Annotated in this window: 11 protein-coding genes; all 11 read left to right on the forward strand. The window is 35.9% G+C overall.

Features of this window, described 5'->3' with window-relative positions; genetic code table 11:
* The first annotated feature begins 7 nt into the window (after positions 1–7).
* The 11 genes from RSC39_RS08760 (at position 8) to RSC39_RS08810 (ending at position 12368) form a co-directional block, all read left to right on the forward strand.
* Entirely contained in the window at positions 8–565 is a 558-nt protein-coding gene (locus RSC39_RS08760; protein WP_332536551.1) for an NUDIX hydrolase, read from the forward strand.
* A 137-nt stretch (positions 566–702) separates the two neighbouring features.
* Positions 703–1662 (forward strand): homoserine O-succinyltransferase, encoded by a 960-nt coding sequence (metA, locus tag RSC39_RS08765; protein ID WP_332536553.1) that lies wholly within the window; start codon positions 703–705, stop codon positions 1660–1662.
* A 30-nt stretch (positions 1663–1692) separates the two neighbouring features.
* Positions 1693–2781 carry a cystathionine gamma-synthase gene (locus RSC39_RS08770; RefSeq protein ID WP_332536555.1) on the forward strand — a complete coding sequence of 363 codons (1089 nt, stop codon included), beginning with the start codon at positions 1693–1695 and terminating at the stop codon, positions 2779–2781.
* Positions 2782–3063: 282 nt separating this feature from the next.
* Positions 3064–4227 (forward strand): MalY/PatB family protein, encoded by a 1164-nt coding sequence (locus tag RSC39_RS08775; protein WP_332536557.1) that lies wholly within the window; start codon positions 3064–3066, stop codon positions 4225–4227.
* A gap of 270 nt (positions 4228–4497) precedes the next feature.
* Positions 4498–5637, forward strand: coding sequence for a cation:proton antiporter (locus RSC39_RS08780; RefSeq protein ID WP_332536559.1), 1140 nt, complete (start codon positions 4498–4500; stop codon positions 5635–5637).
* 201 nt (positions 5638–5838) lie between these two features.
* Positions 5839–6474, forward strand: a complete 636-nt coding sequence (gene upp, locus RSC39_RS08785) for a uracil phosphoribosyltransferase (RefSeq protein WP_011835873.1) — start codon at positions 5839–5841, stop codon at positions 6472–6474.
* A 143-nt stretch (positions 6475–6617) separates the two neighbouring features.
* The gene (locus RSC39_RS08790) at positions 6618–7226 is read left to right on the forward strand and encodes a nitroreductase family protein (protein WP_011676980.1); all 609 of its coding nucleotides are present in this window, start codon (positions 6618–6620) and stop codon (positions 7224–7226) included.
* A gap of 105 nt (positions 7227–7331) precedes the next feature.
* Positions 7332–8594: an Nramp family divalent metal transporter gene (locus RSC39_RS08795; protein WP_332536561.1), complete on the forward strand. Its 1263-nt coding sequence runs from the start codon at positions 7332–7334 to the stop codon at positions 8592–8594.
* A 57-nt stretch (positions 8595–8651) separates the two neighbouring features.
* Entirely contained in the window at positions 8652–8969 is a 318-nt protein-coding gene (locus RSC39_RS08800; RefSeq protein ID WP_004254946.1) for an ATP cone domain-containing protein, read from the forward strand.
* Between the two features lie 693 nt (positions 8970–9662).
* Entirely contained in the window at positions 9663–11603 is a 1941-nt protein-coding gene (gene thrS / locus RSC39_RS08805; protein WP_332536563.1) for a threonine--tRNA ligase, read from the forward strand.
* A gap of 105 nt (positions 11604–11708) precedes the next feature.
* Positions 11709–12368: a trimeric intracellular cation channel family protein gene (locus RSC39_RS08810; protein ID WP_011835869.1), complete on the forward strand. Its 660-nt coding sequence runs from the start codon at positions 11709–11711 to the stop codon at positions 12366–12368.
* Positions 12369–12502: the final 134 nt, after the last annotated feature.

A 12502-nucleotide genomic window follows, 5' to 3' on the forward strand; every position in this document is an offset into this window, starting at 1 on the left:
GTGAAAAATGAAAAATAAAATAGAAAAGTTATTAGAAAATTTTGTGCCAGAAGGTCAGCAAGAACAAATTGACCTTAAAGTTTTTCAAAAATTTGCAGCTGATGAAGAAAATTTAAGTCGGGATTCAATTGCTCATTTTACAGCCAGTGCTTTTGTTCTTAATGAATCCCATGATAAGATTTTAGGGATTTATCATAAAATTTATCAAAGCTGGGGTTGGGTAGGTGGCCATGCTGATGGCAATTCTGACTTATTAGCTGTGGCAGAAAAAGAGGTTCAAGAAGAAACGGGACTTCAAGAATTTAGAAAACTTTCAGAAAAACCGATTTCGATTGAAGCCTTGCCTGTTTTTGGTCACATTCACCGTAAGTATGGTTATGTCAGCGCTCATATTCATCTAAATGTCACTTTTTTATTTGAAGCAAAGGAAAATAGTTCACTTCAAAAGAATACAGATGAAACAGACGGTTTAGGTTGGATTCCTTTAGAAGAATTTTCGGAAAAATCTTCTGAGAAAGAAATGAGAATCATTTACGATAAAATTATTTCTCGAATCATAAAATAAGACTTGCCTTAGGCAAGTTTTATTATTAGATTAAAATTTTTAAATTATCCCATTACGGAATTATAATACGAGGCTATTGCAAATAAATCATGAAGGGCTATAATTGAGTCTAATTCTATGTGAAAGTTGAGTGAGAGATGCCAGTAAAAGTGATTGAAGGTCTGCCTGCCATTGATGAGCTGAGAGCAGATAATATCTTTGTTATGGATAATGAACGAGCGAAAAATCAAAATATTCGCCCTTTGAATTTGCTGGTGGTCAATCTCATGCCACGTAAATTGATTACTGAGCGGCAAATTTTACGCTTATTATCAAACACTCCACTTCAAATTAATGTCGATTTTTTGTTTATGGCTAGTCATGAATTCAAAAATACTAAGCAATCGCATTTGGACTCCTTCTATAAATCTTTTTCTGAAATTAAAGATGACTACTATGATGGTTTGATTATAACGGGTGCACCTGTTGAGCAACTTGAATTTGAGGAAGTAGATTATTGGTCTGAGTTTTTAGAAATTGTGAAGTGGTCAAAAAGCCATGTTTATTCTAGTTTACATATTTGTTGGGGAGCACAAGCAGCACTTTATGCCCGTTATGAGGTAACAAAAGAAAATCTTCCACAAAAATTGTGTGGTATTTATAAAAGCTCAGTAGAGCAACCTAAAAATCCATTATTTAGAGGATTTGATGATTTTTTAAATTATCCACAATCGCGATATACCCAATCAAATCCATCAGAAATAAAAAAAGTACCTGATTTGGAAGTCTTGTCAACATCCAAAGAAACTGGTTTTTCTATTTTAGCAAAAAAAAATTTACGTGAAGTTTATCTTTTTGGTCATTTAGAATACGACCGAGAAACTCTAGCTTGGGAATACGAAAGAGATAAGGAAGAAGGCTTAAAGCCAGCTCTACCTAAAAATTATTTTCCAAAAGATAATGATAAAGAGAAACCACAAATGAGCTGGGCTTCAGCTGCCTCACTCTTTTTCTCAAATTGGCTGAATTATGCCGTTTATCAAGGAACGCCCTATTTGGGAGAACGTCTTGGTCATCATTGCGGTGAAGAAAATTATGATTTTAATCAAAAAGAGTAGAACAAAGGTGTTTTCTATAGGAGAAAATTTATGGATAAAAGATTAGATACTTTATTGGCACAAGTTGGAATTCATCAAGATGGAGCTACTGGGGCTTTAGTCAGTCCTTTGCATTTTTCAACGACCTATCAACATCCAGAATATGGGAAATCGACTGGATTTGATTATACTCGAACGAAAAATCCCACACGAGCGACTTTAGAAGAAGCACTTGCTTCAATTGAATCAGGGCAATTCGCTTTGGCAACTTCGTCAGGAATGGCTGCAATTGTTTTAGCATTTGAAGTTTTTCCTGTTGGAGCTAAAATCGTGGCCTCTAGAGATTTATATGGTGGCTCTTTTCGCTGGTTTGACGAACAAGAAAAAGAAGGACGTTTTTCATTTACTTATGCCAATAATGAAAAAGAAATGCTTGATTTAATTGATGAATCGACCGATATTGTTTATATTGAAAGTCCAACAAATCCAATGATGATTAAGTATAACATTGAAAAGATTGCGAATAAGGCGCAAGCAAATCATGCGAAAGTGATTGTTGATAATACTTTTTATACTCCAATCTATCAGAGACCATTGGAGCTGGGGGCTGACATTGTCATTCATTCGGCGACAAAATATCTGTCAGGGCATAACGATGTTTTAGCTGGAGCGGTCATTGTTCATGATGAAAAGCTTTATGAAAAATTAGTCTATAAACTTAATACTACTGGAGCAGTTCTTTCTCCTTTTGATAGTTATCTCGTCATGCGAGGTTTAAAGACCTTAAGCCTGAGAATGGAAAGAGCAACTAAAAATGCGCTTAAAATTGTGGCTTTTCTAAAAAAGCTTCCGTCAGTAAAAGAAGTGCTCTATCCGGGATTGGGAGGAATGATTTCTTTAAAGGTGATTGACAAAAATAAAATTCCAGACATTTTAAATCACTTACAAGTTTTTACTTTCGCTGAAAGTTTAGGAGGTGTTGAGTCTTTAATTACCTATCCTGCAGAACAAACCCACCATGATATTCCACTTGAAATTAGAGAAAGTTATGGTCTAACTGATGACTTGCTTCGCCTTTCTATTGGTATAGAAGATGTACGTGATTTAATAGAAGACCTTAAAGAAGCACTAGAAAATTAAATATTTACTGATGAAAGAACTAACATATCTGTAATAGCTGTCCATGGGTTCTGAGTTTCGCTGTACCATTTCTCTATCCACTAATCTTCGCTACGCTCGAATGTCTACTTGCTGTAAGGTGCTAAAGCACCGACGCAAGTCGTAAGCGAATGATAAAAGGGTAAGGCAGTAACAGGCATCTTATGTCAGTAAGAAAATAAATCCGTAAGTGTTAAAATTAGACTCTGTCAGTATAAAAATTACTGACAGAAACGAAAAAAAAGAAGAGAAGAGAGTATAAAAATGACAAAATATGATTTTACAACCATTCCAAATCGACTTGAACATAATTCTGTAAAATGGCAAGAAATAAAAGAAAATCCCCATAAACTTCCCTTATGGGTAGCTGATATGGATTTTCTGGCCTTGCCAGAAATTAAACAAAGCATCCATGATTACGCTGATTACGGTGTTTATGGCTATGCTTATGTGGAGGATAGCCTGATAGAAAGTGTGCAAAATTGGGAAAAAAATCAACACCAGTATGAATTTTCTAAAGAAAGTCTAATACTAGTTGAAGGAGTTGTTCCAGGAATTGGTCTGGCCATTCAAGCACTAACGAAAGAAAATGATGCTGTTTTAATCAATACCCCTGTATATCCCCCCTTTGCTCGAACAGTTAAATTAAATCATCGAAAATTGGTTGAGAATGCTCTTCTTGAAAAAAATGGCGAGTTTTTAATTGATTTCAAAACTTTTGAAAAAGATATTGTTGAAAATTCCGTAAAATTATATATTCTCTGTAACCCTCACAATCCGGGTGGGCGCGTGTGGACCAAAGAAGAATTGCTAAAAATTGGTCAAATATGTCAAAAACACAATGTTTTGTTGGTCTCAGATGAAATCCACCAAGATTTGACTCTGTTTGGGCATGAACATCATACTTTCAATAAGATTGCTCCAGACTTCAAAGAATTTTCAGTTCTTTTATCCTCAGCCACTAAAAGCTTTAATATTGCTGGTGTAAAATGTGCTTATGCAATTATTGAAAATAAAATTTTACGCGAGAAATACCTACAAAGAAGATTAATGAATAATCAACAAGAAATCAGCAGTTTAGGCATGCTTGCAACTCAAGTTGCTTACAATAAAGGGGCACAGTGGTTGAGTGAACTCAAAGAAGTATTGGAAAAAAATATTACTTATGTTGAGTCAGAACTTCATCAAAAAACGAAAATAAAAGTGATGAAACCCCAAGGAACTTATTTAATTTGGATTGATTTTTCTGACTATAAATTAAATGATAAAGAATTGGATAAAAAATTATCAGAAGAAGCGGAAGTTATTTTAAATAAAGGAGCAAGTTTTGGACAGGCAGGACAGGCTCATGCCCGATTGAATGCTGCAGCCCCATTTTCTTTAATTGAGGAGGCAACAAAAAGACTTGTCGAAACCTTTGCGATTTAATGATTTTAGTTGAAAAAGTATCTTTAAGCTTCACTACTTATAACACGCTATCTTCGCTTCGCTACAATGTCCACTCTCGCTAAGTGGTTAATACCACAAGTTGAGCCGCACTCACTTCAGTAGGAAATTATCGTTCCTAGATGAAACAACTAGCATATCTGTAAGCCAGAAAACTGGCAACAGCTATCCTGTGTTTCGTTCGGTCATAAGAGATAAAAACGAATAAGACAAAAGCTCGTTTCGTCTTATCGGTTATGATATAATCAACTTATGAATGATATTTTACAACTTACAATTGTTTTAATTGCCTCGCTAATTGCAACCCTTGCTTCACGGCGTCTTAAAATTCCTGCTGTTGTTGGACAGATGCTTGTTGGAATTTTGATTGCTCCGTCAGTTCTAGGGCTTGTTCATAGCGGACATGTTTTAGAAGTGATGTCAGAAATCGGTGTGATTTTACTCATGTTTTTAGCGGGTCTTGAGAGTGATTTAACGGTTTTAAAGAAAAATTTCAAAGCATCAATGCTTGTAGCCATTGGCGGTGTGATTGTTCCTTTAATAGTTTTTGGCCTAGTAGCTTTTAGTTTTGGCTACGGAATGTCTACGAGTTTCTTTTACGGAATTGTTTTTGCCGCAACATCGGTTTCAATTACCGTTGAAGTTTTGCAAGAATATGGCAAACTCAGTACACGTGCAGGCTCAATTATTCTAGGAGCAGCGGTTGTTGATGATATTTTAGCCGTTTTGATTTTATCAATTTTTACCAGTTTCAAAAATGGAGGCTCTGGGACTCATCTTTTCTTCCAGTTTTTACTTGAACTTCTCTTTTTTGACTTTTTATTTGTTGTCCATAAATTGATTCCCAGATTTTGGAAGTTTGTCCAAAAACTGCCAATCGCCAACAAGAATACGATTGTTGCTTTGATCATCTGTTTAGGATTGAGTTTACTTGCAGATAGTGTGGGAATGTCAGCCGTGATAGGGAGCTTCTTTGCAGGACTTGCTATTTCACAAACAGAAGTCAGTCATAAAATTGAAGAATATACTTCAGCCATTGGGTATGTGATTTTTATCCCAGTCTTCTTTGTACTCATTGCCATATCCGTTCAATTTGACAGTTTAATTCATCATCCATGGATTATTTTGCTCTTTACACTTCTAGCGATTTTGACCAAATTTATTCCTGCCTATTTTGTTGGGAAATCTAATAAATTGAGTACCGGGGAAAGTATGCTGATTGGGACGGGAATGATTTCACGTGGAGAAATGGCCTTGATTGTGGCACAAATTGGACTGACAAGTGCCATTATTACTGATGAAGTTTATTCTGAATTGGTCATTGTCATCATTTTAGCAACTGTCCTAGCTCCATTTTTAATCAAGTTAGTCTTGAAAAAATATGATAATTAAGGAAAAAATAATTTTTAAAATTTCATCTTATTCCCCAAAAAAGACTGAAAAAGTGGTAAAATAGAAAAAATGCTTTTAGAGAATGGCGCCATCTGCTATGCTCTAAAAAATTTTGCCTAAAATTAGCAAAATTGCCATATAATGGCAGTTTACAAATCTGAACTTTGCTTAGCAAAGGGATCTAGCGAAAGGAAAATCAAAATGTCAAAATTTCAAGTCGTAGAACATCCATTGATTCAACACAAACTCTCAATCTTGCGTCGTAAAGAGGCGTCAACAAAAGAATTCCGTGAGCTTGTTGACGAAATCGGAATGCTTATGGCCTACGAAGTATCAAGAGATTTACCTCTCGAAGATGTCGAAATTGAAACACCTGTTCAAAAAACGACAGTTAAACAAATCGCGGGTAAAAAATTAGCGATTGTGCCAATCTTACGTGCAGGTATCGGGATGGTTGATGGGATTTTGAAATTAATTCCAGCTGCTCGTGTGGGACATATCGGAATGTACCGTGATGAAGAAACACTTAAACCAGTTGAGTATTTAGTAAAACTTCCAGCAGATATTGCTGACCGTCAAATTTTCCTTGTTGACCCAATGCTTGCAACAGGTGGTTCAGCAATTTTGGCAGTTGATTCTCTTAAAAAACGTAATGCTAAAGCAGAAAATATTAAATTCGTTTGTCTTGTTGCCGCACCAGAAGGTGTAAAAGCCCTTCAAGAAGCACATCCAGATATCGAAATTTATACCGCAGCTTTGGATGAAAAACTTAATGAACATGGTTATATCGTTCCAGGTCTTGGTGACGCTGGTGACCGTTTGTTCGGTACAAAATAAGAAAAAATCCCTTATTTTTAGATAGGGGATTTTTTTTATTTTATAAAAAAAGTAATTTTTTGAATCAAAATAGTTTACAAGTGTAAATTTATTTGATAAGATTACAGATGTAAACAATAAAATAAAAAAAGGAAGTAATTATTATGTCATTCATTAAATCATTAGAAAACCGTCGCACAATCTACGCTCTTGGAAGAAATGTTCAAGATGAAGCAAAAGTTATTGAAACAATTAAAGAAGCAGTTCGTTTTTCACCAACAGCTTTCAATTCACAAACAGGACGTCTTTTGATTCTGACTGGGGATGCTCAAGATAAGCTTTGGGATGAAATTGTTGCACCAGAACTTAAAGCTGCAATGGAAGCACAAGGTGTTCCAGAATCAGCTTGGGATAACACACGTGCAAAACTTGATGGATTTAAAGCGGCATTTGGAACAATTCTCTTCTTTGAAGATCAAGCGGTTGTTAAAAACCTTCAAGAACAATTTGCTCTTTACGCTGATAATTTCCCAGTTTGGTCAGAACAAGGTTCAGGAATTATTTCTGTTAACGTTTGGACAGCACTTGCTGAACTTGGTCTAGGTGCTAACTTGCAACATTACAATCCATTGATTGACGAAGCAGTTGCTAAAGAATGGAATCTTCCAGAAAGCTGGAAACTTCGTGGACAACTCGTATTTGGTTCAATCGAAGCACCAGCTGGTGAAAAAACTTTCATGGATGATGCTGACCGTTTCATCGTTGCTAAATAATCAATTATTTTTAATGACCGTCAGTAAAATTTACTGACGGTTTTTTATTTTGTAAGGTTGAACTCTCAAAAGCTCCATGCTATAATTGTCCAAAAGGAAGTGGAAATGAAAAAGATAAAAATGAGGCGATTTTTACAAGATAAAAGACATCCTGCCCTTGATTTTTTGAAATATGTTGGTCCTGGATTAATTGTTGCGGTCGGCTTTATTGACCCTGGGAATTGGGCGGCTAACCTAGCAGCAGGCTCACAATTTGGCTATAAACTACTCTGGGTAATCACTTTATCAACAATTATGTTGGCGTTTCTTCAGCATAATGTGGCTCACTTGGGAATTGTCACAGGGAAATGTTTATCAGAAAATGCGACCCAATATCTCAGGCCCTGGCTCAGTAGAACTATTTTGGGGACAGGAGTCCTAGCATCTATTTCAACAGCAGTTGCCGAAATTTTGGGTGGAGCGATAGCTTTGCAAATGCTTTTTAAATTGCCGATTGTAATAGGTGCAATTTTAACGGCTGGCTTGGTTATCTGGTTTTTATTCAGCAATTCTTATCCAAAGATTGAAAAAGTAATTATTGGTTTTGTAAGTTTGATTGGGATAGCGCTTTTGCTAGAGATTTTTATTATTCCTCATATTAACTGGGGGCAGGCATCAAAAGGAATGGTCATTCCTTTCGTTGATGCAAAATCTATGCCTATTATTATGTCAGCTTTAGGGGCTGTAGTTATGCCTCACAATCTATTTTTGCACTCGGAAGTCATTCAAAGTCGTCAGTGGAATTTAAAAGACGAAGCCGTAATGGAAAGACAATTACGTTTTGAATTCTTTGATACAATTTTTTCAATGTTTTTAGGTTGGGTCATTAATTCCGCGATTATTATCATTGCTGCCGCTTTATTTTTCCCACGTATCGTCACCGAAATTAGTCAAGCTCAAGAAATGCTTGTTCCTCTGCTTGGTCCAGTAGCTGCTATTCTCTTTGCCATTGCCTTTCTTTTTGCAGGAGTTGCTTCGTCAGTCACAGCTGGAATGGCAGGAGGGTCAATTTTTGCAGGAATCTTTGCAGAACCTTATGATGCCCAAGATCCTCACAGTAAGTTAGGTGTTTTAATTACAATTATTGGCGCAACTCTGGCAATTTGTGGATTGAGTTTTGTAACGTCATCATTCAATATTTTAATTTATTCACAAGTTTTCTTGAGTATTCAATTACCAATTACCATCTTTTTACAAATTTATTTGACAAGTTCTAAAAAAGTGATGGGGAAATATAAGAACGTTTGGTTCACTAAGTGGCTTTTATTGGCAACGGGGATTTTTGTAACCCTACTCAATATCGTATTAATCGTCGAAACTTTTAAATAATTCTAAAAAATTTGCTATAATAGTTTTGTAAGAAGATTAAAAAATGAGGAGAAAATGATGCAAGCAAAATTAGTTAATAAAGTAGTCATCAAACGTAACGGTCATGTCGTTGACTGGGATAGTTTCCGGATTCAAACAGCAGTATTTAAAGCAGCAATCAATGGTAAGTATAAAGACAAACCACTCCACGCCAATATGATTGCCAATAATGTCACTAAGGTCGTTGAAAAAGTAATTGCTGAGCTTTCTTTTGAAAAAATTGAGATTGAAACCATTCAAAATCAAGTGATTAAACAACTCAATGACTTTGATAAAGATGTTGCGCGCGACTTTCTCGCTTACAAAACAAAGCAAAATATCGAGCAAAGACATTAAAAAGAACATTATATACAAAAAGAACCTAATCGGTTCTTTTTTTTTGAAAAATCTACTGACAAAAGGACTAAATTGAACAAAAAATATCTGTCAGTAATTTTGAAAGAGTAAAAAGAGCAAATAGAATAAAAAGTAATTTTTAGCTATTTTATTGACGCAACTTGCTGTTAATTAATCCAAAAAAAGTTTTATTTATGAATTTTATAAGAAACTTAAATTCATTCTTGACAAATTTTAGAGCAAGCTTTACAATATAGATAGAGACATGTTTTTAGTGAAAATTTCTAAGAAATCAGACGGTTGATGCGAGTCTGAAAATGGCAACTAAAAATACCACTCAACCTTACAAGCTTGACTTGTAAAATAAATTCTTTCTGGACAACAGAAAAGCGTTGCTGACACGTTACGTCAAAGAAGAGAAGTTTACTGATGAAAATTCTAGCATGACCATGAGCGCAATGGCTTCAATGGCTATCCTAGGTCAAAAATCCAAGCAGTTCTGTAAGTAGTAATTGTGGTGATTGTTGGCATAAAGAAGAGTCAGTAAATGAAACAAAGGTGGTAACACGCAGATAGCGTCCTTTAAGGGATGAGATTTGCGTTTTTTTATTTCCATAAATTACTGACAGCACTACCGATAGATAAAAAAGTTTTGTCAGTAAACTAAAAACGATAAAAAGAAAGGCACATAAAATGATTAAAATAACATTTCCAGATGGCAACATAAAAGAATTTGAGTCAGGTGTAACAACATTTGAAATCGCCAAATCAATCTCACCAAGTCTTGCCAAAAAAACACTTGCAGGTAAGGTTAACGGGAAGTTGATTGATGCGACACGTGCAATCAATGAAGATAGCGATTTTGAAATTGTAACGCCAGACCATGAAGATGCGCTTGGAATTCTATGCCATTCAGCCGCTCACCTTTTTGCTCAAGCAGCAAAACGTCACTTCCCGAATATTCATTTGGGTGTTGGACCAGCTATTCAAGATGGATTCTATTATGATACAGATAATGAAGCAGGCCAAATTTCAAATGACGACTTAGCAACAATTGAAGCTGAAATGAAGAAAATTGTCAAAGAAAACTTCAAATCAGAGCGTAAAGAGGTCAGCAAAGCTGAAGCAAAAGAAATTTTTGCAAATGATCCATACAAACTTGAACTCATTGAAGAACATAACGAAGATGAAGGTGGACTCACTGTCTATACTCAAGGGGAATACACTGACCTTTGTCGTGGCCCACATGTTCCGTCAACTGGTGTCATCAAATTTTTCCACCTTCTCAACGTTGCAGGCGCTTACTGGCGCGGGAATTCGGATAACAAGATGATGCAACGTATTTACGGTACAGCATGGTTTTCAAAAGAAGAATTAGAAGCAAATCTTAAACTTCGTGAAGAAGCAAAAGAACGTGATCACCGTAAACTCGGTCGTGAACTTGATTTGTTCTTTAACGACGCAGAACTTGGTGCAGGTACAGCTTACTGGCTCCCAGCTGGTGCTACTATTCGTCGAATCATTGAACGTTTTGTCGTTGACCAAGAAGTGAAAAATGGTTATCAACATGTTATCACACCAGTCATGATGAACCTTAATACTTACAAACAATCAGGTCACTGGCAACATTACCATGAAGATATGTACCCACCAATGGATATGGGAGACGGCGAAGAAATGGAACTTCGTCCAATGAACTGCCCAAGCCATATTGCCATCTATAAACACCATGTCCACTCTTATCGTGAACTCCCAATTCGTATCGCCGAATTTGGAATGATGCATCGTTATGAAAAATCAGGTGCACTCTCAGGACTTCAACGTGTGCGTGAAATGACTCTGAATGATGGTCATACATTCGTGATGTTAGAACAAGTCCAAGAAGAATTTAGTAAAATTCTTCAATTGATTATGGACATGTACCGTGACTTTGGAATCAATGATTATAGCTTCCGTCTCAGCTATCGTGACCCTAAAGATACCGTTAAATACTTCCCAGATGATGAAATGTGGGAAAAATCTCAAGCCATGCTTAAAGCAACAATGGACGACATGAAACTTGACTATGTTGAAGCAGAAGGGGAAGCTGCATTTTACGGTCCCAAACTTGACATTCAAGTTAAAACAGCCCTTGGAAATGAAGAAACGCTCTCAACTATTCAGTTAGACTTCCTCAATCCAGAAAACTTTGACATCTCATACGTTGGTGCTGATGGAGAAAAACATCGCCCAGTGATGATTCACCGTGGTGTAATTTCAACACTTGAACGGTTCATTGCCTACCTTATCGAAGTTTACAAAGGTGCTTTCCCAACATGGCTTGCTCCAACTCAAGCAACGATTATTCCAGTAAATAATGAAATTCATGCCGATTATGCTTGGAAAATTCAACGTGAACTTCAAGACAAAGGCTTCCGTGTCGTTGTTGATGAAGCCAACGAAAAAATGGGTTGGAAAATTCGCCAATCACAAACTCACAAAATTCCTTACCAAATCGTTATTGGTGACCAAGAACAAGCCGATGGTACAGTAAATATTCGTCGTTATGGCTCAAAAGAAACAGAAGTCATTCCGTTTGAAGAGTTTATTGAAAAAATCAGTGCCGATGTAGCTAATTTTAGCCGAGTTGACTAAATTAAAAAAGACTGTTGAAAAATAGTCTTTTTTTTATACTGTTGTATCAATATAAGGTATAATAAATGGTATTAAAATGACAATAAGGATAAAATAAAGAGAAATATGGAAGTGATAAGCAGTTTTTACTTGTTTTTAGAAATTTTAGGGACAGTGGCATTTGCCATTTCGGGAACAGTAGTCGGGATTAACCATAAATTGGATGTTTTTGGAGTGCTCGTAATGTCAGTTATTACAGCGGTAGGAGGAGGAATCTTTCGTGATTTGCTTTTGGGAGCGACTCCGCCTTCAGCATTGAAATCACCATTTTTTATTATAATTTCTATTATTGCTTCTATAATAGCCATGTTTGTTGCTTGGATTGTAAAATCTAAAAGAAATGCCTTGAATATTTTTAAAGCGGCTCGCTTCTATAATAATCTTCTCTTAGTTTCAGATGCAATCGGTTTGGGAATATTTACCGTATTAGGAATTGATGCAGGAATCGCCCATGGTTATTCACAAAATATATTTTTTATTGTATTTTTAGGGGTACTGACGGGTGTTGGTGGCGGAATGATTCGAGATATCATCGCTAATCAGGTCCCAATGATTTTTAGAGAAAACATCTACGCTTTGCCTTGCATAATAGGAGGAATTCTTTATGTATACCTCCAATCAGAAATTAGTCATAACCTCTCATTATTTATCTCTGTCATTTTTATCGTACTTGTTCGCATAATTTCAGAACAAAAGAAGCTAAATTTACCAAGAATTGAATATTAAATAAAGGTTAATAACTTGATAACCATAGGCTTTGTCGGACGAAGATAAAAAAAGATTTAAAAAGTGACAGTTAATTCTTGACAGGAAGAGATAGGTTTGATAGAATATAATAGTTGTCGCGAGAGACGAGCGTC

The sequence above is a fragment of the Lactococcus sp. genome (assembly GCF_036648155.1).
Taxonomy (GTDB): Bacteria; Bacillota; Bacilli; order Lactobacillales; family Streptococcaceae; genus Lactococcus; species Lactococcus cremoris.

Bases quoted from the DNA above. Each gene is read 5' to 3' on its own strand.
- RSC39_RS08770 (WP_332536555.1), top strand. From the start codon at position 1,693: ATGGATAAAAGATTAGATACTTTATTGGCACAAGTTGGAATTCATCAA.
- RSC39_RS08795 (WP_332536561.1), top strand. From the start codon at position 7,332: ATGAAAAAGATAAAAATGAGGCGATTTTTACAAGATAAAAGACATCCT.
- RSC39_RS08760 (WP_332536551.1), top strand. From the start codon at position 8: ATGAAAAATAAAATAGAAAAGTTATTAGAAAATTTTGTGCCAGAAGGT.
- RSC39_RS08810 (WP_011835869.1), top strand. From the start codon at position 11,709: ATGGAAGTGATAAGCAGTTTTTACTTGTTTTTAGAAATTTTAGGGACA.
- RSC39_RS08790 (WP_011676980.1), top strand. From the start codon at position 6,618: ATGTCATTCATTAAATCATTAGAAAACCGTCGCACAATCTACGCTCTT.
- thrS (WP_332536563.1), top strand. From the start codon at position 9,663: ATGATTAAAATAACATTTCCAGATGGCAACATAAAAGAATTTGAGTCA.
- upp (WP_011835873.1), top strand. From the start codon at position 5,839: ATGTCAAAATTTCAAGTCGTAGAACATCCATTGATTCAACACAAACTC.
- RSC39_RS08780 (WP_332536559.1), top strand. From the start codon at position 4,498: ATGAATGATATTTTACAACTTACAATTGTTTTAATTGCCTCGCTAATT.
- RSC39_RS08800 (WP_004254946.1), top strand. From the start codon at position 8,652: ATGCAAGCAAAATTAGTTAATAAAGTAGTCATCAAACGTAACGGTCAT.
- RSC39_RS08775 (WP_332536557.1), top strand. From the start codon at position 3,064: ATGACAAAATATGATTTTACAACCATTCCAAATCGACTTGAACATAAT.
- metA (WP_332536553.1), top strand. From the start codon at position 703: ATGCCAGTAAAAGTGATTGAAGGTCTGCCTGCCATTGATGAGCTGAGA.